This is a genomic window from Sphingomonas sp. PP-F2F-A104-K0414, from assembly GCF_004340945.1.
In the GTDB taxonomy this organism is placed as follows: domain Bacteria; phylum Pseudomonadota; class Alphaproteobacteria; order Sphingomonadales; family Sphingomonadaceae; genus Sphingomonas.
Map to the genome: position 1 here is coordinate 871,477 of NZ_SLYD01000001.1, position 20,387 is coordinate 891,863.

Genomic DNA, 20,387 nt, shown 5'->3' on the forward strand with positions numbered 1-20,387 from the left:
TTACTTCGACCTTTCCAACTGGGCCCCGGCCTCCGCCGGGGTGGTGTTTTTAGCGGCTATCGCGCGGTCCTGCTCCTTGTTCTCCCGCGAAGGCGGGAGCCCAGTCTGGGGCCCCGCCTTCGCGGGGGTGCATGATGGGCGTGCGGTCGCTCACACCAATCGTCACCACCCCGGCGGAGGCCGGGGCCCAATTGGGGGACGATGGTGAGGAGGGATTGCGTGCAGTTACTGCGACCTTTCCAATTGGGCCCCGGCCTTCGCCGGGGTGGTGGCGTGGGGGTGGTGGTTGTGGCGGGGATCGGTTCTCCACGATGCCGCAGCGTTTGGCTTCCTCCCTCCGCCCCGCTAACACCGCTGCATGACCACGCCCCCCATCGCCGAACAGCGCCCGCACAGCTTCACCACGCATGGCGTGACGATCGAGGATCCCTATGCGTGGTTGAAGGATCCGAACTATCCGGAGGTCGATGACGCCGATGTGCTCGCGTATCTCGCCGCCGAGAACGCGTATTTCGAAGAGCAGATGGCGCCGCACACGGCGCTGGTCGATACGATCTACGAAGAGATGAAGGCGCGCATCAAGGAGGACGAATCCTCGGTGCCGCAGAAGGATGGCGATTGGCTCTACTGGACCGCGTACGAGACCGGCGGGCAGTACAAGAAATGGTGGCGGAAACCTGTCGCAGGGGGTGACGACGAGCTGTTGCTCGACGAGCCGGCGCTGGCCGAGGGGCACGAGTATTTCCGGCTCGGCGCGTTCTCGATCAGCAATGACGGGCGCTATCTTGCCTATGCGATCGACGACAATGGGAGCGAGCGGTTCGAGGTTCGGGTCAAGGACCTGGATACCGGCGAGCATCTGCCCGACGTGATCCCGGGGATGCTCAGCGAGATCGTCTGGACCGCGGACGATGCGGGCTTCCTGTACGGTCTGGCGAACGAGCAGTGGCGCACGGACAATGCGCGGTTCCACCGGTTGGGGACGCCGATTTCCGAGGACGTCGTGCTGTTCCACGAGGAAGACGAGGGCTTTCGCGTCGGCGTCGGCGAGACGAGTTCGCGCAAGTGGATCGTGATCGCGACGAGCGATCATGTGACGAGCGAGCTCTATCTGCTGCCCGCGCACGAGCCTCTGGCGGTGCCGATCCTCGTTTCCGCGCGGAAGGTTGGGCGCGAATATGATGTCGACGAGCATGATGGGACGCTGTTCATCCACACCAACGACGTCGATCCGAATTTCCGGCTTTGCACCGCGCTGGTCGAGGAGCCGGATGCGTGGAGCGAGCTGATTCCGGCCTCGCCACATTTCTACATGACCGGCGTGGAGTGCTATCAGGACTTCTTCGTCGTCGATGGGCGCGAGGACGGTCTCGATCAGATCGCGATCCACCGGTACGAGACGCCGACCGAGGGTAAGCGGATCGACTTCCCAGAGGCGAGCTATGTCGCGGGGCTGGGGGACAATCCCGAGTACGACATGACGGTGTTGCGGCTTGGGTATGAGTCGATGGTCACGCCGGGGACGGTGTATGACTATGACGTCGATACCGGCGAGCGGACGATGCTCAAGGTGCAGGAAATCCCGAGCGGCTATGACGCGGCGAAATACGCGACCGAGCGGCTGAAGATCGTCGCGCGGGACGGGACCGAGATACCGGTCTCGATCGTGTATCCGGCGGGGTTCGTGCGCGATGGGTCGGCGCCTTTGTTCCTCTATGCCTATGGCGCGTACGGCTATGCGATCCCGCCGGGCTTCTCGACCGGGCGGATGAGCCTGCTCGATCGCGGGTTCGCCTATGCTATTGCGCATATTCGCGGTGGCGATGACCTGGGCCAGCAATGGTATCTTGACGGCAAGCTCGAGAAGCGCGCGAACACGTTCAACGATTTCGTCGATGTGGCGAAGGCGCTGGTCGACGCCAAGTGGACGTCGGCGGGCAAGATCGCGATCGCCGGGCGGTCTGCCGGTGGCGAGCTGATGGGCGCGGTGGTCAATTCTGATCCCGAGCTGTGGGGCGCGGTGATCGCGGACGTGCCGTTCGTTGACGTGCTGAACACGATGCTCGACGAGAGCCTGCCGCTGACGCCGGGCGAGTGGCCGGAGTGGGGCAATCCGATCGAGGACGAGGCTGCGTTCAAGCTGATCCGGTCGTATTCGCCGTACGACAACGTCAAGGCGCAGGCTTATCCGCCGATGTTCATCAGCGGCGGGCTGAACGATCCGCGCGTGACCTATTGGGAGCCGGCGAAATGGGCGGCCAAGCTGCGGCTGATGAAGACCGACGACAACGTGCTGTTGCTCAAGACCAACATGGGCGCGGGGCATGGCGGCAAGTCGGGGCGGTTCGAATCGCTGCGGGAGGGTGCGGAGGAGCATGCGTTCGTGCTTTGGCAGCTGGGCGTCGCGGGGTGAGCCGGTTCACGCTCTCGATCACGGCGCAGGACGCGGATATCGACGAGCTTGGGCATGTGAACAATGCGGTCTGGGTGCAGTGGATCCAGGCGATCGCTACCGCGCATTGGGAGGCTGTGGCGCCGGCCGAGCATAAGCTGGCGTATGTGTGGGTCGTGACGCGGCATGAGATCGATTACCGCGGGAGTGTTGTCGCGGGGGAGACGGTTGTCGGCGAGACGTGGGTCGAGGGGGCGCCTAAGGGGGCTCGGTTCGATCGGCATGTTCGGTTTGTCGGGGATGATGGGCGGGTGAAGCTGGAGGCGGTGACGACCTGGGCTTTGCTGGATCGGGCGACCGGGCGGTTGATGCGCGTGCGCGAGGATGTGGCTGCGCCGTTTTATCCTCCCCGGAACGGGGAGGGGGACCGCGACGCGTAGCGGCGGGGTGGAGGGGGAGTGCCGCAAGCGTTACGGCTGTGTCGGAGCGGTACTGGGCGCTGCGATCGCGTAAGGCGAGTCTCACGGCTGGTACGTTTGCCGCCCGCCCCCTCCACCAGCTTCGCTGGTCCCCCTCCCCGTTCCGGGGAGGATTAGCCGCTGTTTCTCAGGGCGGTGGCGATGGCGTTGATGGATAGGAGGATGCCTTCGCCTATCCGCGGGTCGTCCTCGCCGGCGCGGCGGCGTTTGATCAGTTCGATTTGGAGGAGGTTGAGCGGCTCGATATAGGGGAGGCGGAGGCGGATCGAGGCGTCTAGGGCGGGGTGCTTTTCGAGGAGGCGGGACTGGCCTGTTACCGTGAGGAGCCCGTCGTGGGTCTGGTGCCAGCCGTCGCGGATCGTGGTGAAGATCTCGCGGAGCTTGTCGTCCTCGACGAGCCCGGCATAGCGTTCGGCGATTCCGATGTCGGACTTGGCTAGCACCATCTCCAGGTTCGCCAGCGCGGACGCGAAGAGCGGCCAGCCTTGCGCCATGTCCTTCAGCAGCGCCTTGTCCTCGAAATCGGCGATCGCGCGGCCGACCCCGTACCAGCCGGGGAGCATGACGCGCGCCTGCGCCCAGCTGAACACCCAGGGGATCGCGCGGAGGTCTTCGATGCGGTCGGACTTGGTGCGGCTGGCGGGGCGGCTGCCGATCTTGAGGCCGGCGATCTCGGCAATCGGCGTCATCTGGCGGAAGAAGGTGCGGAAGCCCTCCGTACCGTAGACGAGGTCGCGGTAGCTGTGGAATGCGGTGTCGCTGAGCGTGTCCATTGCGGCCGAGAAGCTCGCGTTGTCGGCGTTCGACAGGCGTTCAGGTTCGAGGCTTGCCAGCAGCGTGGCGGAGGCGATGGCTTCGAGGTTGGTCATCGCCGCGTCGCGCGTGCCGTATTTCGCGGCGATGACTTCGCCTTGCTCGGTGATGCGGATGCGGCCCTGGACGGTGCCCGAGGGCTGCGCGCGGATCGCGCGGAACGCCGAGCCGCCGCCGCGCCCGACCGCGCCGCCGCGGCCGTGGAAGAGCTGCATGCCGACGCCGGCGGCGGCGAAGACGGGTTTTAGTGCGGTCGAGGCTTTCGAGAGCTGCCAGGTGGAGGTGAGGTAGCCGCCGTCCTTGTTGCTGTCCGAATAGCCGATCATCACTTCCTGATGGCCGCGCGCCTTCGAGATCGTCGCGATTTCAGGGAGCGCGAACCACGCGGTCATGACGGCGGGGGCGGCTTCGAGATCGCCGATCGTCTCGAATAGCGGGACGGCCATGATCGCTGCCGTCGGCGTGTCGCCGGGGCGGTAGAGGCCGACCTCCTTCAGGAGCAGGTTCACTTCGAGCAGGTCGCTGACCGACTGCGCCATCGAGACGATGTAGTTGGTGATGCACTGAGGACCGTAGGCGGCGTGCGCGTCGGCGGCGGCCTGGACGATCGCGAGTTCGCCAGCGGTTTCCTCGGAATATTCGGCGAAGCGCGAGGTGAGCGGGCGGGCGTTGGCGAGTTCGCGGCGGAGCAGCGCGACGCGGGCGTCCTCGTCGAGCGCGAGGTAATCGCCCTCGACCCCGGCCACCTTGAGCAGTTCGGCGACGACGCGTTCGTGGACGGCGCTGTTCTGGCGGAGGTCCAACGTGGCGAGGTGGAAGCCGAACGTCTCGACCGCGCGGATCAGCCGGCCGAGCGCGCCGCCGGTCTTGAGCGCGATGCCGAGGCCGTGCGCGAGCGTGACGAGGTCGGCGCGGAAGTCGGCGGGGTTGGCATAGGGTTCGCCGACGAGGCGGCCGGGGCGGGGGGCGTGCTTCCCCGTGAGTGCGTCGTGCGTCGCGGACAGGCGGGCGTAGATGCCGGAGAGCGCGCGGCGATAGGGCTCGTCGCTGCGGCTGGCGGCATCGTCGCCGCTGGCGTCGGCGAGCGCCTGCACCGCGGCCTCGGCCGGCGCATGTTCGGTCGATATCGAGAGTTCCGCGCCGAGCGCGTGCACCGCGTCGCAATAATAACCGAGCACCGCCTCGCTCGCCTTCGACAGCGCGGTCTTGAGCGAGTCGGCGGTGACGTACGGGTTGCCGTCGCGATCGCCGCCGATCCAGCTGCCGGGACGCAGGAAGCTCGGCGTGCGTTCGCCGAGCGCGCGGTCCCAGCGCTGGTAGAGCGCGGGCAATGCGGGGAGGAACACGTCGCGCAGGTAGCTGAGCGCGGTGTCGACCTCGTCGGTGACGTAGAGGCGGTCGCGGCGCAGGACGCGGGTTTGCCAGAGCAGCGCGATCTGGCGGAGGATCGCGTCGTCGACGCTGTCGCCATCCGGAGTGGTGTCGCGGCCGAGATCGCGCAGGCCCATCAGCTCGGCGATGCGGTTGCGGTGGTCGATCATGCTTTTGCGCCGCACTTCGGTCGGGTGCGCGGTGAGCACGGGGGCGATCAGCGCGTGGTCGAGCAGCGTGCGGATCTGGGCTCGGTCGATGCCTTCGGATTCGAGTTGTGCGATCGCGGAGGCGAGGTCGGCGCCGTCTTCCGCGGCGATGCCCTGGCGGTCCTCGGCGAGGTTGGCGAGCATCGAGAATAGCATGAAGCCGCGGACGAAATCGAGCGTCTCGTCTAGGCTGAGCTTTTCGAGGCTGAGGTCGACCGCGCGATCGTCGCCGGGTTTGCCTTCGGAAGCGTCGCGGTGGCGCTCGACCGACGCTTTTCGGATCGTCTCGGTGGCCGCGAACAGACGCTCGCCGCCATAGGCGCGGATGACGTCGCCGAGCAGTTTGCCGAGGAAGCGGATGTCGGAATTGTTCGCGATTGCGGGGAGGCTTGCCATGGCGCCTTGCTGCGCTGCGGCAGGGTTCAGGTCAACCGGGAATGGCGGGTGGGAGGCGTGAAATCGAATGCATTGCGCTGGTGTGGCGTAATATTATTGTCTTTGGGTGCCCCTGGGCGTCATCCCAGCCCCACTCCGTCATCCCAGCGAAAGCTGGGATCTCCGCGTGTGGCGGGTGTCGTAACCCCCGAGAGATACCCCAGCGTTCGCTGGGGTGACGGATGAGGATGGGCGTACGTCGCGAACCCGGAGGGATACCCCAGCTTTCGCTGGGGTGACGGCTGTTTGGGCTCAGCGCTTCCGTGACTCCGCGCGTTCTTCAGACGTGACGGTGCCGTCGTGGTTGAGGTCCATCCTGTCGAACCAGGCGAGCGTGCCTTCGCTCCACTCGATTGCGGTGATGACGCCGTCCTTGTTGCGGTCGAACGCCTTGATGCGCGCGTTCGGTGCGGGGAGTTCGTCCTTGGTGATGCGGTCGTCGGCGTTGCGGTCGAGCGTGCGGAAACGGCGTTCCATGCTGGCGCCGAAATCTAGGCGCGACGTTACCGAGGGGGGCACGAAGCCTACCGCGTTGGCATCGGCCTGCGCGCGCTGCTCGTCCTTGTTGCCGCACGCGGACACAAAAAGTCCCGTCGCGGCAAGCGCCGTCACCAGTTTCACCTGCATAGTATCTCCCGTCGTCTTGAAAGCCGTTACGCTTCCAGTTCAACGTCCCAATAGAGCCAGTCGTGCCATGTGTCGTGCAGGTAGTTGGGGGGGAAGCTGCGGCCATGTTCCTGCAAGTGCCAGTTGGTCGGCCGGATCGCCTCGATGTGCAGCGGCATCGCCGCCTGTTTGGGCGTGCGCCCGCCCTTTTTGAGGTTGCAGGGCGAGCAGGCGGTGACGACGTTCTCCCAGGTGGTGCGACCGCCTTGCGCGCGGGGGACGACATGGTCGAAGGTGAGGTCGCGCAGCTTGCCGCAATATTGGCAGGTGAACTTGTCGCGCAGGAACAGGTTGAAGCGGGTGAAGGCGGGAAATTGCGACGGTCGGACGAACTGCTTGAGCGCGATCACCGAGGGCAGCTTCAGCGCGAAATTGGCGCTGCGGACTTCGCGTTCATAGGTGGCGACGATGTCGACACGATCGAGGAAGACAGCCTTGACCGCGGTTTGCCACGGCCAGACGCTGAGCGGATAGTAGGAAAGCGGCGTGTAATCGGCATTGAGCACAAGCGCCGGACAACCATCCGGGTGACGCATCAGATCGGGGTGAAACACGGCTCCTCCCACTCAGGCTTCGCATGGCGCCCTATGGACGATAGCGATGACGGCACCATGACAGCACGGCGCGTAGCGGTCGGTCAAGCGCGGTGAGTGTCGTGACGCGGTTCGCGCCGAGCCCGACCGGGCGGCTGCATCTGGGCCACGCGGCGTCGGCGATCCGCGCGCACGACTTTGCGCGCGAGCGGGGCGGGCGGTTCGTGCTGCGGATCGAGGATATCGATGGGACGCGGAGTCGGCCGGAGTTCGTCGATGGGATTCTCGAGGATCTGGCGTGGCTTGGGTTGCGGTGGGACGAGCTCGTGTTTCAGTCGGAGCGGCTGGCGACGTACGACGCGGCGATGGAAGGGTTGAAGGCGCGCGCGCTCGTGTATCCGTGTTTCTGTACGCGGGCGGAGATCGCGGCGAGTGCCTCTGCGCCGCAGGGGGAGGTCGGGCCGGTCTATCCGGGGATTTGTCGGGGGCTGTCGGCGGCGGAGATCGCGGCGCGGACGGGGGCGTGTTGCTGGCGACTGGATATGGCGAAGGCGGTGGGCGAGACGGGGGCGCTGTCTTGGCATGATGCTGCGGCGGGGTGGGTCGTGGCGGATCCTCTGGCGCAGGGGGATGTGGTGTTGGCGCGGAAGGATGCGCCGGCGAGCTATCACCTGGCGGTGACGCTCGACGATGCCGCGCAGGGGGTGACGGACGTGGTGCGGGGGGTGGATCTGTTTGCTGCGACGGACGTGCATCGGGTGTTGCAGGCGCTGCTGGGGTTGCCGGTGCCGCGCTATCATCATCACCCGCTGGTGGTGGATGCGGCGGGGCGGCGGTTGGCTAAGCGCGATGGGGCGTTGTCGTTGGCGGAAATGCGGGCGGCGGGGGAGGATGGGGCGGTGTTGGCGGCTCGGGTGCGGAGTGGGGGGTGATCGCGGCCTGCTAAGCGAAAGCCAAGTGAGCGCCTGAACTGAGTGGTGCCGATACCCCCCGAACACGGTGCGGCCGCAACGCCGCGCACCCTGCACTTCCTTGTTCTCCCGCGAAGGCGGGAGCCCAGTCTGGGTCCCCGCCTTCGCGGGGAAACATGGTGGCAGCGCGGCGGCTCCAATGTTGTACCACCCCGGCGGAGGCCGGGGCCCAATTGGGGGACGGTGCTGGCGTAACGCATCGCTCCGTTACCTCTGCTTTCCCAATTGGGCCCCGGCCTCCGCCGGGGTGGTGCTTTTTACAGCTCGATCCCCAGTCTCGGCGCTGCCCAGGTCATCGCCGCGTACAGCGCGATCGTCAGTACGCAGCCCGCCACCAGCGACATCCAGAAGGGTATACCATGTCGCAACAGCGCGGGGATCAGCAGGAACATCGGTAGCGAGGGCAGCACGTACCAGAAGGTCGCGCCGGCGTGCGCGGCCATGGTTCGCGGATCGGGTTTGTCGTGCCAGAGCCAGATCATGCCGAGCACCGAGACGAGCGGCAGCGATGCCACGAGCGCACCGAAGCCGGGATAGCGCTTGGCCAGTTCCGATGCGGCGGCGATCAGGATACCGGAAATCAGGGCTTTGAGCGCGAGATAGAGCATGCGCCATGTGCGCCCGCTGCGCGGCGTTCCGCAACTCGCTTCCCGGCAACATGGGTCATTTCCCGGCATCGGGTACGCCATTGCTACCCCGCCGGTGCGCGCTTACACTCGGGTCATGAACACATTCCTCGTCATCCTCCTGATCGCGGCGATGATCGCGACCGTCGTGGCTCTGGTGCGGGGCGTCGTGTCGTTCCTGCAGGAGGGCACGGCGCAGGTCCGCGACGGCAGCGGTCCGAGTGCCGCGTCGCTGAAATCGAATCGGATGATGCAGCAGCGAATCTTCTTCCAGGCGCTCGCGATCCTGATCGTGGTGGTGATCCTGTTCGCGGCGGGGCGGAACTAAGGCGACTGCAATTGGGGCTACGTCGCTCGCACTCTGCCGTCATTCCAGCGGAAGCTGGAATCTCGTTGTTGGGTGGGCGTCGCGAACCACGAGGGATACCCCAGCTTTCGCTGGGGTGACGGGGGCTGTGGGGTACGGGATTTCGTCGTTGGGTCCCGACTTCGTCGTTGGGTGGCGTTAGCGTTGGGTGATGGGGCCTCACTGCGTTTCTATCTGGAAGATTCATGGTCAAGCTGAACAAGATCTACACGCGGACGGGGGATGACGGAACGACGGGGCTCGTCGATGGATCGCGCGTATCTAAATCGAGCGCGCTGATGCAGGCGATCGGCGATGTCGACGAGGCGAACTCGGCGATCGGCTTGGCGGTGATCGCGCTCGGCGACCAGCCGATGGCGGTGGCGCTGACCCGGATCCAGAACGACCTGTTCGATCTCGGCGCGGATCTGGCGACGCCGGCCGGCACGGACGAGGGTGGCGATGATCCGTTCGCGCCGTCCGAGATGGTGTTGCGGATCGTGCCGTCGCAGGTCGAGCGGCTCGAGCGCGAGATCGACGCGCTGAACGCGCATCTTGCCCCGTTGCGCAGCTTCATCCTGCCGGGAGGATCGGCCGAAGCCGCCGCGCTGCACCTAGCGCGCGCGATCAGCCGGCGCGCGGAGCGATCCGCCGTCGGTGCGAGCGAGACGCAGCCGCTCAATCCGGCCGCATTAGCGTATGTTAACCGGCTTTCGGATTTCCTGTTCGTGGCATCGCGGGCGGTGAACCAAAACGGCGCCGGAGACGTTCTTTGGCGACCGGGGGCCACGCGCGACTAGGCGCGTATCGTCGCTCGCGTTCCAACGTCGCTTCGCTCGACGTAGAACTGAGGAGAGATCGATGCCCAATCCCGTTCGTCCCGACCGTGAAAGCCTGCCGGAAACGTCTCCGTTGGCCGAGCGGTTTGCCGCAGTCCGCGATCTGACGCTCGCGCTCGCGACGCCGCTGTCGGATGCGGATGCGACGGTGCAGTCGATGCCCGATGCGTCGCCGACCAAGTGGCACATGGCGCATACGACGTGGTTCTTCGAGACGTTCGTGTTGCGCGATCATGTCGCCGGCTATGTGCTGCACGACGAGCGCTTCCCGTTCCTGTTCAACAGCTATTACGAGGCCGAGGGGCGGCGTCACGCGCGCGATCGGCGTGGGATGGTGACGCGGCCGTCGATCGACGAGGTTCGGGCGTATCGCGCGCATGTCGATGCGGCGTTGCTCGACGCGCTGCCGGATTTGCCGGAGGAGGCGCGAGACTTGGTGGCGCTCGGGTGCCATCATGAAGAGCAGCACCAGGAATTGTTGGTGACCGACATCCTCCACATGTTTTCGGAGAACCCGCTCGAGCCGGCGATGTGGCCGGCGGCACGGAAAGTCCCGGTCGCGATGCCGGGGCCGATCGGCTGGATCGCGCACGAGGGCGGGATCGTCGAAGTCGGGCACGACGGCGAGGGCTTCGCGTTCGACTGTGAGGGGCCGCGACATCGCGCGCTGCTGGTGCCGCACGCGATCGCGGACCGGACCGTGACGAACGGCGAATGGGCGGCGTTCATTGCCGATGGCGGCTATACCGAGGCGCGGCACTGGCTGGCGGATGGCTGGGCGTGGGTGAAGGCCGAGGGGATCGTCGCGCCGCTCTATTGGGAACAGGGTGAGGCGGGCTGGACGCGGTTCGGGCTCGATGGTCGGCGCGCGATCGATCCGGCAGCGCCGGTGACGCATGTCAGCTTTTTCGAGGCGGATGCCTATGCGAGCTGGGCCGGCGCGCGGTTGCCGACCGAGTTCGAATGGGAGGCGGCGGCGGCCTCGCACGACGAAAACGGGGGCAACCAGATGGATGTCGCCGGACCGGTTGAGCCTCGGCCCTCCGCGGGCGGACCGGCGTTCTTCGGCGACGTCTGGGAATGGACCGGCAGCGCGTATCGGCCTTATCCGGGGTTCGTGACGGCGGCGGGCGCGGTCGGCGAATACAATGGAAAGTTCATGAGTTCGCAGTTCATCCTGCGCGGCGGGAGCTGTGCGACGCCGCGCGGCCATGCGCGGGCGAGCTACCGCAATTTCTTCTATCCGCATCAACGGTGGCAGTTCACCGGCGTGCGCCTCGCGAAAGATATCTGATGTTGAAGCCTGAGATCGAGGACGGCCAGCAGACGTTGGCCGATCCGCAGTTCCGTGCGGACGTGCTGGACGGGCTCGCTCGGCGGCCGCGGGCAATCCCGGCGCGGTGGTTCTACGATCGGCGCGGCTCGGAGCTGTTCGAGAAGATCACCGACCTGCCCGAATATTACCCGACGCGGACCGAGCGGGCGATCCTGGAGACCGCGTGTCCGGAGGTGGCGACGCTGGCCGGCGAAGGTCGTGCGGTCGTTGAGTTCGGGTCGGGATCTTCGACCAAGACGCCGATCCTGCTCGATGCGGTCGCGCCGTCGGTCTACGTGCCGATCGATATCTCGGGCGACTTCCTGCGCGAATCGTCGAAGGTGCTGGGCGAGCAGTTCCCGGACCTGCTGGTGCTGCCGTTCGAGGCCGATTTCATGCGGCCGCTGAGCCTGCCGAAGACGATTGCCGACACGCCGAAGCTCGGGTTCTTTCCGGGGTCGACGATCGGTAACATGATCCCGCTGATGGCGGTCGACCTACTGCGCGCGATGCGGACCTCGCTTGGCGTGGGCGCGATGCTGTTGATCGGGATGGACCGGATCAAAAGCGAGGACGTGCTGGTGCCGGCGTATGACGACGCGCAGGGCGTGACCGCGGCGTTCAACCTCAACCTGCTCGAGCGGATCAACCGTGAGCTGGACGGCGACATTCCGGTCGACGCGTTCCGCCACAAGGCGGTGTGGAACGACGATCGCGCGCGGATCGAGATGCATCTGGAGGCGGTGCGCGACGTCACGCTTACCGTCGATGGGCGGTCATTCGAGATGGCTGCGGGCGAGACGATCCACACCGAGAACAGCCACAAATATGGCGCGCGGGATGCGCGGATTTTGTTGCGGTCGGGCGGCTGGACGCCGGTGGCGGCGTGGACCGACCCCGAGGGGCTGTTCGGGGTGTATCTGGCCGAGGCTCAGGTGGAGCGGCCGGCGCCCTGAGCGAAGAAGGAGGGTTAGCGCGCCACCTTCGCGCGCCAGGTCGTGATGTAGTCGATGTTGCCGCGGCATTCGCCCATTTCGGATTGCTCGGACAGGCGCAGGCGGGTGCCGTCCCAGACGAAGCTCTGGTGCACGCCGCAGTCGCCCAGGCCGCGGCCCTTGGCGTAGCTGGTTAGGATGCCGTTCTCGAAACTGCCGTTGACGACGCTCTTGACCGGCGTGGCGGAGTCGGCGCCGGTTTCCTCGAAGCCGGAGGGGGCGTCGGTCTGGGCCGGCGTGATCGTCGCGCCGTCGATGATGAAAAGCGCGCCGATCAGATTGTACGCGCCGGTTGAGCAGGGGAGGATCGCGAGCGACTTGCCGCCGCCGAGCACGTGGACTTCGGGGGCGAACTGAGTCGGGTCGGCGCCATCGGGGAAGTTGCCGATATCGCACGACCCGCGTTTGCGCATCGTCGCGATCTGCGCGGGGGTGAGCTTGGCGGCGGCGCCCGAGGGCGCGATCGCGGCGATGACGGGGAGGGCGGGCGTCGGCGCGCGCGAGGCTGCGGGGCCTGTGGCGACGATGGCGTCGACGGTGCCCGCCCGGCCTTGTTGCGCGTCGATGTAGCGGAGCGCGGCGGCGGCGCCTTTCAGCGAGACGGTGGCGAGCGTGGCGCCGTTTGCGTCGAGGATTTTCAGCGACTGGGCGTTGGCGATCGCGGCGGCGAGCGCGGCGGCGTCGCGCAGGGCTATGGGCTTGCCGTCGACCACGAAGCTGGCGGGCGGGCGCTTGGTGGCGGCCTGATCGTTGCGGGTTTCGATCGCCAGCGACATCTTGCCGCCGCCGTTCGCGACCGGGCCGGGCTCTCGCACGAGGTTAAGTGTGAGATTGTCCTGGCCGATGCTCGCGTCGGGGAGGAGCGAGCCGAGCGTGCAGCGCAGGGCGTTGTCGCAGCCTACGGTCCAGTCGGTGAAGGTCCTCAGCGTGCCGGGCTTGGGTGGCGCGTGCGTGTCGGTCGTGGGGGTCGGCTGTGGTGCCGTCGGGGCTGCGGGAGCGGGCTTGGTCTTGGCCTCGGGCGCGGAGTCGGCCTTGGGGTGCGGCGTGGGCTGGCTCGGCGAACAGGCCGTCATCAGCGGCAGCATGACGAGGGGGGCCAGGAGGGGCGTGAGGGCGGAAAAGATCGGTTTGCACAGCATAGTTGCAGCCTAGCGCGCTGGCAGCGCGGGGAAAAGCGGCTAGGGAGGGGGCAACAAATCAGGAGAGTGATGTGCAGACGATCGGTGTGATTGGTGCAGGCCAGATGGGCGCGGGGATCGCGCAGGTTTCGGCACAGGCGGGGTACCGCGTGCTGCTGGCCGACGTGTCGCTGGAGGCGGCGACCCAGGGCAAGGCGGGGATCGCGAAGGCGCTCGGCCGGCTGGTCGAGAAGGAGAAGATCGCGGGTGAGGCTCGCGATGCGGCGCTGGCGTTGATCGAGCCGGTCGCGAGCGTGGCGGACATGGGCGATTGCGCGATCGTGGTCGAGGCGGCGACCGAGCGCGAGGCCGTTAAGCGCGCGATCTTTGCGGAGGTCGGCAAGGTGCTCGGGCCGGACGCGATCCTGGCGTCGAACACGTCGTCGATCCCGATCACGCGCCTCGCCCAGGCGGCGCCCGATGCGGCGCGGTTCATGGGCGTGCATTTCTTCAATCCGGTGCCGGTGATGCGGCCGATCGAGCTGATCCGCGGCCTCGCGACGTCGGACGCGACGGTGGCGGCGGTCGAGGCGTTTGCGGAAAAGCTCGGCAAGCAGGTGGTGCATGCGAACGACGCGCCGGGCTTCATCGTTAACCGCGTGCTGATGCCGATGATCAACGAGGCGTGCTTCGCGCTGGGCGAGGGCGTGGCGAGCGTGCGCGACATCGATCTCGCGTGCCAGCTCGGGCTGAACCATCCGATGGGGCCGCTGACGCTGGCGGATTTCATCGGGCTGGATACGTGCCTGGAGATCACGCGCGTGCTGTTCGAGGGGACGGGCGATCCGAAGTTCCGACCGGCGCCGGTGCTGGTGAAGTATGTCGAGGCTGGGTGGTTCGGGCGCAAGACCAAGCGCGGGTTTTATGATTATTCGGGCGCGGAGCCTGTGCCTACTCGGTGAGGGGCGTAGCAGTCGTTTCGGTGGGAGCGTTTCGCTTAGGTCGGGAGGGACCGAGCTAGATTTGATACCTTCATCAGTCGGTCGCCGTACCCTCTACGATTACCCGGTACCCGTTAGCGTCTAGATACGCGACAGGAGGCGTCTCCGCAAAATCGAACTCCGGTGGCTGGGCATTCGTCACGGCGAACTCGATCACCGAGCCTGGATAGAGGCCCTTTTTGTACGACTCGGTTTTAACTCGCACGAGCGAGCCCGCGGTAGGCACGCAGTCTACCTGAGCCGTGAAGAGCGCTGAGCCGCTCAGTTGTACGATCATAAGCATGGGTGACATCTCCAATGCGCAAAGGCCGCAGGCTAAATGCCAGCGGCCTTTCTGAGTTGTTCGTTCATGCGGGTTTGCCACCCATCACCTGTACTCTTGAACCAATCGACCAAGTCTCGGTCAAGTCGTAGTGTAACGGGCTGTTTCGGGTTGTCGGATTTCGGCCGGCCGCGTCGTACGAGCTTGGCTCCCTGATAGGCATCAGCCTCTTCGAACCAGTCATCGTTCAATACGGGACGCACGTCATCCGCTTCGGTCACGTCGTTCGTGATATTTACGTCTCTCTTTCTCATTGGCTTTCCACATCGTAATGATACGGCACTCGCCATCGCGGGGTGTCCAGATTACAAGCACCAGCTCGCCATCCAGCATTCCTAGTGTGTTCACACGTTTCTCAACGGCGCTGTGTTTTTCATCAGCACGTGAGAGATAGAACCCCTCGAAGACCTTCGATGCATCTGCTAGGTCTAGGCCACGCTCCTTGAGTACTTTGCTGCGCTTATCTTGGTCGTAACTGTACCGCATGGTGTATTGATCCCCATCGCTCCATGGCCCGCAGGCTCTTCGTTTCGCTATTCATGGTGGTGCTCCGTGGTAGGGATTGGTCCGTCGGCCCTTCCGGCGTCCCTCATGTGGGTTATCAATCCACATTTATCGTACATACGATAATAGATCATGGTGTCAATAGCGTATGTACACTAACTCTCCCTTCTTTCATGAAAGGCATCTTCGTTCTCTCGTTAGAGAAGCCGTCCCGGGGTGTGTCGATCGCGAGGTTGTCGTCGTCACGGGTATTCAGCGGGGACTCAATGACGTCGAGGCTGGTCGGGTGATCGGGCATGATGATGCCATGCGCGCGCTTTATGCGGTGATCTCTGCACATTGAGTGCAATAGCTTAATCGGATCGTGCAGTGCGCCGCGGTGCGCAAGGATGGGTGGACCAAGGCGCGGCGCGAGGGATTCTTCGCGATGCTGAGCGCGACGTGCAACGTGCGGGCTTCGGCAGCGGCGATGGGGATGACCGATTGCGGCGCCTATTATCTGCGGCGGCGCGATCCGGTGTTTGCGGCGCAGTGGCAGGAGGCGCTGGCGGAGGGCTATGGGCGGCTCGAACAGGCGCTGATGGCGCTGGCGCTGGAGGGGATCGATCCTGCGCCTGCGATCGAGGCGGGGATCGAACAGGTGCGGGCGGCGACGTGCGGCGAGGCGAAGACTGAGGGCTTCGGAGCGGAGCGGCGGCGGGCGGACGCGGCGGCTCGGGCGGCTGACGGGGACGGGGATGCGGTGGTTCCTGGTGCCGGGCGCCGGGCCGGGGGTGCAGCGCATGTGGGCGTTGGCGATGGGGTGATCGTGGGATCGCTGGGTGGTACGTCGGGGATCAAGCCGGTGATTACCAGCGTCGATCTGGCGCTGCGGTTGCTGGCGCGGAACACGGACCGGGTTGCGGGGGTCGCCGGCGGGCGGGGGCGCAAGGCGCGAGCCTCGGCCGAGGAGACCGATGCGGCGCTGATCAAGCAGCTCGATGCGCTGGCGCGACGGATCGCGGCGAAGGAGGTCAAGCGGGTCGGGGACAGGTTAGTCGAACATGGTGTCGTCGAGCAGGGCGCTATCGAGCAGGGTGGCGCCGGGCAGGGCACCGTGGGCGAGCCCGGCGTTCGATGTGCTGCAGCTCGAGGATTACGACTGGGTGACGGCGGGGGATTCCGCGTCGTCGGCGGAGGGCGTCGCGGTGGCGTTCGCGCGGCTGGGGTATCCGGTCGATCGTCAGCATTATCTGTCGGGGTTCGTGTTGCGGCCGGATCAGGCGGCGGAGTGGGGGCTGATCGAGGCGGCCGCGGACGTGGCTCGGGCGCGGGGGGTGGCGGAGACGTTTCTCTGGGCGCTGCCGCAGGTGATGCGGGATGGGTTCGTGCATTTCGATACCGAACAGGAGGATGCCGTGGACGCGTTCGATGACGTGCTGTTCCCGTTGGCGCTGGGGCGCGAGGCGGAAGTGGCGCCGGGGTTTTCCACCGCGATCCTGACGAGTTCGGGCGGGCGGGAGGCGCGCAATGCGGCGTGGGCGGAGGCGCGGACGTCGTATGATGTCGGGCCGGGGCTTCGGAGCGAGGCGGATATCGGGGTGCTGCTCGCGTTCTTCCGGGCGCGGATGGGGGCGGCGCGGGGGTTTCGGTTGCGGGATCCTTTCGACTTCGACGCTGTCGGGGAGGTGGTTGGGGTTGGCGATGGGGTAGCTCGGCGGTTTGCTCTCGTGAAATCTTACGGCGCGGCGGCGCGGCGGATTACTCGGCCGGTTGCTGGGAGCGTTTCGGTGGCTGTGGGGGGCGTTGGGACTTCGGCGTTTTCCGTGGAGGCTGGGGGGTGGGTGGTGCTGGATGGGGCGCCTGCTCTTGGGGCGCCGGTGACCGCCGGGTTTGCGTTCGATGTGCCGGTGCGGTTTGCCGAGGATCGGTTGAGCGTGGCGCGGGCGACGTTTCTGGCTGGGGTGGCGGCGCGTGTGCCTTTGGTCGAGGTGCGCGAGGCTTAGAGAGCTGTCTGATCCTCCTCTGTGAGGGGAGGTGTCGCGCAGCGACGGAGGGGTGTCGCCCCTATCGAGAGCGGCTCACCCCTCCGTCAGCGCTGCGCGATGCCACCTCCCCTTGCAGGGGAGGAATTCAATTCGGAGGAGACGCCCATGTTTTTGGATGCCGAGCTGGCGACGATCGCGCTGTGTTGGCTGATCGAGCGGCGGGATGGGGTGGCGGTGGGGCTGACCGCGCATGATCGGGATCTGGTGGTGGGCGGGCTGGTGCACCGGGCGGCGCCGGGGATGACGCCTTCGGCGATCCAGCGGGCGGATGGGCTGGAGGCGGATACGATGGATGTGGCGGGGGCTTTGACCTCGGCCGCTATCGGGGAACGTGATTTGCTGGCGGGGCGCTGGGATGGGGCTCGGGTGGTGCTGTTTGCGGTCGACTGGACCGATCCGGTCTCGCGGGTGGAGCTGGGCGAGGGTGTGATCGGCGCGGTCGAGCTGGGGGATGACGGGTTCACCGCCGAGCTGCGCGGGGCGAGTGCTGCGCTCGATCGGCGGTGGTCGAAGAGACTTCGCCGGAGTGTCGGGCGGAGCTGGGGGATCGGCGGTGTCGGGTGGCGATGGCGGGGCGGCGGCGGTTTGCTCGGGTCGTGGCGTGCGAGGGGGCGGTGGTGACTATGGACTCGAGTGCGGAGGGGCTCGGGGGTGGGCTGTTGCGGTGGTTCGGGGGCACGAATTGCGGACTGGAGAGCGCTGTCGCGCGGGGTGCGGGGGTGGCGGTGACGTTGCGCGCGGTGCCGGCTTTCGTGGTCGAGGCGGGGGTGCTGGTCGAGGTCGTCGAGGGGTGTGACAAGAGTCTGGCCACCTGTGCCGGGCGGTTCGGGAATGCGGTGAATTTTCGCGGGGAGCCGTTTTTGCCGGGGATCGATCTCCTCACGCGGTATCCGGGGGCTTGAGCCGGGTTGCGGAGGCTGCGCTTGCCGCGGTGGGGACTCGGTTTCGGTTGCATGGGCGGGGGTTGGACGGGCTCGATTGTGTCGGGCTGGTGGCATTGGCGTTGCGGGCCGGCGGGTATGCTGGCGAGGTTCCGACCGGGTATTCTTTGCGGGGCGGTGATCCTAGCGTGCTCGACCGGGTGCTGGTGCGGGTTGCCAGCGCGGCGCCGGGCGACGTGCTGTTGATGGCGGCGGGGCCGGGGCAGATTCATCTGGGGATCCGGACCGCGACAGGCTTCGTGCATGCGGATGCGGGACTGCGGCGCGTGGTGGAGCGGCCGGGGATGCCGCCCTGGCCGATCCTTGGCGTGTGGCGGATGGGGGTGTGACATGGCGACCTTGGTATTGACCGCGGTGGGCACGGCGGTGGGCGGGCCGGTCGGCGGCGCGATCGGTGCGCTGATCGGGCAGTCGGTCGATCATGCGCTGTTCGGCACGCGCAAGGAGGGGCCGCGGCTGACCGAGCTGGCGGTGCAGACTTCGTCCTATGGCAGCCAGATCCCGAAGCTGTTCGGGACGATGCGCGTGGCGGGGACGGTGATCTGGGCGACCGACCTGATCGAGAGTCGGTCCCCGTCGCGCAGTGGCAAGGGGCAGCCTAGCGTCTCGACCTATTCCTATGCGGCATCGTTTGCGGTGCTGTTGTCGGCGCGCGCGGTGCAGGGGGTGGGGCGGATCTGGGCGGAGGGCAAGCTGCTGCGCGGGGCGGCGGGGGACTTCAAGACGCGGACCGGGTTCCGGCTGCATTTGGGGAGCGAGGATCAGCTGGCGGATCCGTTGATCGCGTCGGCGGAGGGGGCGGGGACGCCGGCGTATCGAGGCGCGGCGTACGCGGTGTTCGAGATGCTGGAACTGGCGGATTTCGGGAATCGGATTCCCTCGCTGACGTTCGAGGTGATTGCCGACGAGGGGGTGGTGCTGGTGTCGACGATCGCGACGGCGCTTGCTGGCGAGGTGTCGGGGACGGCGGCGCTGGCGGTGGGCGGGTTCGCGGCGTCGGGCGGGAGCGTTCGCGCGGTGCTGGAGATGCTGGGGCAGGCTGGCGGGGCCTGGTTTGCGCCTTCGGGGGCGGGGTTGGTCATGCGGGACTCGGCGGGGGCGACCGTCGCTGTGGCCGATGAGGGGTTTGCCGTGTCGGGGAAGGGCGTGCGGCGTGCGCGCGCGGTGGCGGCGATCGAGACCGTGCCGCGGACGGTGACGGTCGGCTATTATGACGCGGCGCGGGATTACCAGGCGGGTCTGCAGCGCGCGCGGCGACCGGGGGCGGGGGTTCGCGATGAGCGGACCGATGTGCCGGCGGTGCTCGAGGCGGGCGCAGCGAAGACGGTGGCGGAGGCGATGCTCGCGCGGGCCGAGGCCGGGCGGGTGCGGCGGACGGTAGCGGCCGGGTTCGGGGCGATGGCGATCGCGCCGGGCGCTTGCGTGACGATTGCGGGCGAGGGCGGCGTCTGGCGGGTGGCCGATGTTAGCATCGAGGGAATGGTCACGACGCTGGGGCTGGTGCCGCTGGTCGCGGCTTCGGTTTCGGCGACGGCGACGAGCGGGCGGGTTTCGGGGGCGGTGGATGCGGTCGTCGGCGCGACGATCCTGCGCGCGTTCGAGGTTCCCGGGTTGGAGGACACGCCGTTGACCGCGCCGCGGATGACCGTGGTGGCGGCAGGGGCGGGCGCGGCGTGGCGGCAGGCGGCTCTGCTCTACAGCGTCGATGATGGGGTGAGTTGGGTGGCGGCCGGAGCGACGGCTGCGCCTGCGGTGCTGGGGACTATCGCGGTGGTGGCGTCGGGGGCGCCAGCGACTTTGGTGGATCGTCGGGGGGCGTTCGAGGTCGTGCTGGCGAATGCGGACATGGAACTCGGGGATGCGGATGCGGCGGCGCTCGATCGTGGGGTCAATCTGGCGCTGATTGGCGACGAACTCGTCCAGTTCGGGCGGGCGGAACCGCTGGGCGGCGCGCGGTGGCGGCTGAATAACTTGCTGCGCGGGCGGCGGGGGAGCGAGGCGGCGGCCGGCGCGCAAATGATCGGCGACCGGTTCGTGCTGCTTCAGGCGGAGGCGGCGCGGACGTTCGACCTGCCGCTGTCGGTGCTCGGGCGCGAGGTGCGCGTGATGGCGTCTGGGGTGGGCGATGCCACGCCGGTCGAGACGCGGTGCGTGATGCGGGGGGCGTCGGTGGTGCCGCCTTCGCCGGTGCATCTGCGCTGCTTTGCCGAAGCGGACGGGAGCGCGACGGTGAAGTGGACTCGACGCAGCAGAGCGGGGTGGCGCTGGATCGACGGGGTCGACGCGCCGCTGTCCGAGGAGGTCGAGGCGTACCGGGTGACGGTCACCGCCGGGGGAACCGCACGCGAGGTCGAGATGGCCGTCCCGTTCGTGGCGGTGACCGCGGCCGAGCGTGCTGCCTCTGCCAGCGTGTCTGTCCGGCAGCGGGGCGTCTTCGGCGAGTCGCTGGCGGCGGACCTGATCGTACCGGCCTGAAAATCGAAC

General features: G+C 67.1%; 18 protein-coding genes and 2 pseudogenes. 12 read left to right on the plus strand and 8 right to left on the minus strand.

Annotation, left to right across the window (positions count from 1 at the left end):
* Positions 1-358: 358 nt before the first annotated feature.
* Positions 359-2,413, plus strand: coding sequence for a S9 family peptidase (locus C8J46_RS03840; RefSeq protein ID WP_132735117.1), 2,055 nt, complete (start codon positions 359-361; stop codon positions 2,411-2,413).
* A complete protein-coding gene (locus C8J46_RS03845; protein ID WP_132735119.1) occupies positions 2,410-2,832 on the plus strand; it encodes an acyl-CoA thioesterase in 423 nt (140 codons plus the stop codon). The genes C8J46_RS03840 and C8J46_RS03845 overlap by 4 nt, the downstream gene beginning before the upstream one ends.
* Before the next feature lie 152 nt (positions 2,833-2,984).
* On the opposite strand, the gene ppc is transcribed toward C8J46_RS03845, so the two are convergent.
* The 3 genes from ppc to C8J46_RS03860 form a co-directional block, all read right to left on the minus strand.
* Positions 2,985-5,660 carry a phosphoenolpyruvate carboxylase gene (ppc, locus tag C8J46_RS03850; RefSeq protein WP_132735121.1) on the minus strand — a complete coding sequence of 892 codons (2,676 nt, stop codon included), beginning with the start codon at positions 5,658-5,660 and terminating at the stop codon, positions 2,985-2,987.
* Between the two features lie 291 nt (positions 5,661-5,951).
* Positions 5,952-6,326 carry a hypothetical protein gene (locus C8J46_RS03855; RefSeq protein WP_132735123.1) on the minus strand — a complete coding sequence of 125 codons (375 nt, stop codon included), beginning with the start codon at positions 6,324-6,326 and terminating at the stop codon, positions 5,952-5,954.
* A 26-nt stretch (positions 6,327-6,352) separates the two neighbouring features.
* Complete coding sequence (locus C8J46_RS03860) at positions 6,353-6,919, minus strand: HNH endonuclease (protein ID WP_128453801.1); 567 nt, start codon at positions 6,917-6,919, stop codon at positions 6,353-6,355.
* 92 nt (positions 6,920-7,011) lie between these two features.
* Between C8J46_RS03860 and gluQRS the strand changes: the two genes are divergently transcribed.
* Positions 7,012-7,830, plus strand: a complete 819-nt coding sequence (gene gluQRS, locus C8J46_RS03865) for a tRNA glutamyl-Q(34) synthetase GluQRS (RefSeq protein ID WP_132735125.1) — start codon at positions 7,012-7,014, stop codon at positions 7,828-7,830.
* A gap of 296 nt (positions 7,831-8,126) precedes the next feature.
* Here the strand turns inward: gluQRS and C8J46_RS03870 are convergent, their stop codons facing one another.
* Positions 8,127-8,477 (minus strand): DUF3147 family protein, encoded by a 351-nt coding sequence (locus C8J46_RS03870; protein ID WP_132735127.1) that lies wholly within the window; start codon positions 8,475-8,477, stop codon positions 8,127-8,129.
* 115 nt (positions 8,478-8,592) lie between these two features.
* Between C8J46_RS03870 and C8J46_RS03875 the strand changes: the two genes are divergently transcribed.
* The 4 genes from C8J46_RS03875 (at position 8,593) to egtD (ending at position 11,951) form a co-directional block, all read left to right on the plus strand.
* The gene (locus C8J46_RS03875) at positions 8,593-8,823 is read left to right on the plus strand and encodes a twin transmembrane helix small protein (RefSeq protein ID WP_132735390.1); all 231 of its coding nucleotides are present in this window, start codon (positions 8,593-8,595) and stop codon (positions 8,821-8,823) included.
* Between the two features lie 224 nt (positions 8,824-9,047).
* Positions 9,048-9,641 carry a cob(I)yrinic acid a,c-diamide adenosyltransferase gene (locus tag C8J46_RS03880; RefSeq protein ID WP_132735129.1) on the plus strand — a complete coding sequence of 198 codons (594 nt, stop codon included), beginning with the start codon at positions 9,048-9,050 and terminating at the stop codon, positions 9,639-9,641.
* A 61-nt stretch (positions 9,642-9,702) separates the two neighbouring features.
* Positions 9,703-10,974 (plus strand): ergothioneine biosynthesis protein EgtB, encoded by a 1,272-nt coding sequence (gene egtB, locus C8J46_RS03885; RefSeq protein ID WP_132735131.1) that lies wholly within the window; start codon positions 9,703-9,705, stop codon positions 10,972-10,974.
* Positions 10,974-11,951, plus strand: coding sequence for an L-histidine N(alpha)-methyltransferase (egtD, locus tag C8J46_RS03890; RefSeq protein WP_132735133.1), 978 nt, complete (start codon positions 10,974-10,976; stop codon positions 11,949-11,951). The genes egtB and egtD overlap by 1 nt, the downstream gene beginning before the upstream one ends.
* Before the next feature lie 14 nt (positions 11,952-11,965).
* On the opposite strand, the gene C8J46_RS03895 is transcribed toward egtD, so the two are convergent.
* On the minus strand, positions 11,966-13,075 hold the full coding sequence (locus C8J46_RS03895) for a DUF1176 domain-containing protein (protein ID WP_165886443.1): 1,110 nt from the start codon (positions 13,073-13,075) through the stop codon (positions 11,966-11,968).
* A gap of 125 nt (positions 13,076-13,200) precedes the next feature.
* Between C8J46_RS03895 and C8J46_RS03900 the strand changes: the two genes are divergently transcribed.
* Positions 13,201-14,070 carry a 3-hydroxyacyl-CoA dehydrogenase NAD-binding domain-containing protein gene (locus tag C8J46_RS03900; protein ID WP_132735136.1) on the plus strand — a complete coding sequence of 290 codons (870 nt, stop codon included), beginning with the start codon at positions 13,201-13,203 and terminating at the stop codon, positions 14,068-14,070.
* Between the two features lie 354 nt (positions 14,071-14,424).
* Here the strand turns inward: C8J46_RS03900 and C8J46_RS03905 are convergent, their stop codons facing one another.
* From C8J46_RS03905 to C8J46_RS20700, 3 genes are all read right to left on the minus strand, one after another.
* A complete protein-coding gene (locus tag C8J46_RS03905) occupies positions 14,425-14,721 on the minus strand; it encodes a BrnA antitoxin family protein (protein ID WP_347812368.1) in 297 nt (98 codons plus the stop codon).
* Positions 14,636-14,917 carry a BrnT family toxin gene (locus C8J46_RS03910; RefSeq protein WP_132735140.1) on the minus strand — a complete coding sequence of 94 codons (282 nt, stop codon included), beginning with the start codon at positions 14,915-14,917 and terminating at the stop codon, positions 14,636-14,638. The genes C8J46_RS03905 and C8J46_RS03910 overlap by 86 nt, the downstream gene beginning before the upstream one ends.
* Positions 14,918-15,065: 148 nt before the next feature.
* On the minus strand, positions 15,066-15,719 hold the full coding sequence (locus tag C8J46_RS20700) for a hypothetical protein (RefSeq protein WP_165886444.1): 654 nt from the start codon (positions 15,717-15,719) through the stop codon (positions 15,066-15,068).
* A gap of 313 nt (positions 15,720-16,032) precedes the next feature.
* On the opposite strand from C8J46_RS20700, the pseudogene C8J46_RS03915 reads away from it, so the two are divergent.
* The 4 genes and pseudogenes from C8J46_RS03915 to C8J46_RS03930 form a co-directional block, all read left to right on the plus strand.
* Positions 16,033-16,920, plus strand: a pseudogene (locus C8J46_RS03915) (DUF2460 domain-containing protein); the annotation flags it as partial.
* A gap of 147 nt (positions 16,921-17,067) precedes the next feature.
* Positions 17,068-17,864 (plus strand): annotated as a pseudogene (locus C8J46_RS03920) (DUF2163 domain-containing protein).
* Positions 17,861-18,232, plus strand: coding sequence for a peptidoglycan endopeptidase (locus C8J46_RS03925; protein WP_132735144.1), 372 nt, complete (start codon positions 17,861-17,863; stop codon positions 18,230-18,232). Before C8J46_RS03920 ends, C8J46_RS03925 begins: the two are co-directional and overlap by 4 nt.
* Before the next feature lies 1 nt (position 18,233).
* Positions 18,234-20,378, plus strand: a complete 2,145-nt coding sequence (locus C8J46_RS03930; RefSeq protein ID WP_132735146.1) for a phage tail protein — start codon at positions 18,234-18,236, stop codon at positions 20,376-20,378.
* The last annotated feature ends 9 nt before the right edge of the window (positions 20,379-20,387 follow it).

Coding starts and splice junctions, on each gene's coding strand:
- C8J46_RS03905 (WP_347812368.1), bottom strand. CDS start 14,721: ATGGCGAGTGCCGTATCATTACGATGTGGAAAGCCAATGAGAAAGAGA.
- egtD (WP_132735133.1), top strand. CDS start 10,974: ATGTTGAAGCCTGAGATCGAGGACGGCCAGCAGACGTTGGCCGATCCG.
- C8J46_RS03840 (WP_132735117.1), top strand. CDS start 359: ATGACCACGCCCCCCATCGCCGAACAGCGCCCGCACAGCTTCACCACG.
- C8J46_RS03855 (WP_132735123.1), bottom strand. CDS start 6,326: ATGCAGGTGAAACTGGTGACGGCGCTTGCCGCGACGGGACTTTTTGTG.
- C8J46_RS03880 (WP_132735129.1), top strand. CDS start 9,048: ATGGTCAAGCTGAACAAGATCTACACGCGGACGGGGGATGACGGAACG.
- ppc (WP_132735121.1), bottom strand. CDS start 5,660: ATGGCAAGCCTCCCCGCAATCGCGAACAATTCCGACATCCGCTTCCTC.
- egtB (WP_132735131.1), top strand. CDS start 9,703: ATGCCCAATCCCGTTCGTCCCGACCGTGAAAGCCTGCCGGAAACGTCT.
- C8J46_RS03875 (WP_132735390.1), top strand. CDS start 8,593: ATGAACACATTCCTCGTCATCCTCCTGATCGCGGCGATGATCGCGACC.
- C8J46_RS20700 (WP_165886444.1), bottom strand. CDS start 15,719: ATGCGCTGCACCCCCGGCCCGGCGCCCGGCACCAGGAACCACCGCATC.
- C8J46_RS03895 (WP_165886443.1), bottom strand. CDS start 13,075: ATGCTGCCGCTGATGACGGCCTGTTCGCCGAGCCAGCCCACGCCGCAC.
- C8J46_RS03910 (WP_132735140.1), bottom strand. CDS start 14,917: ATGCGGTACAGTTACGACCAAGATAAGCGCAGCAAAGTACTCAAGGAG.
- C8J46_RS03930 (WP_132735146.1), top strand. CDS start 18,234: ATGGCGACCTTGGTATTGACCGCGGTGGGCACGGCGGTGGGCGGGCCG.
- C8J46_RS03870 (WP_132735127.1), bottom strand. CDS start 8,477: ATGCTCTATCTCGCGCTCAAAGCCCTGATTTCCGGTATCCTGATCGCC.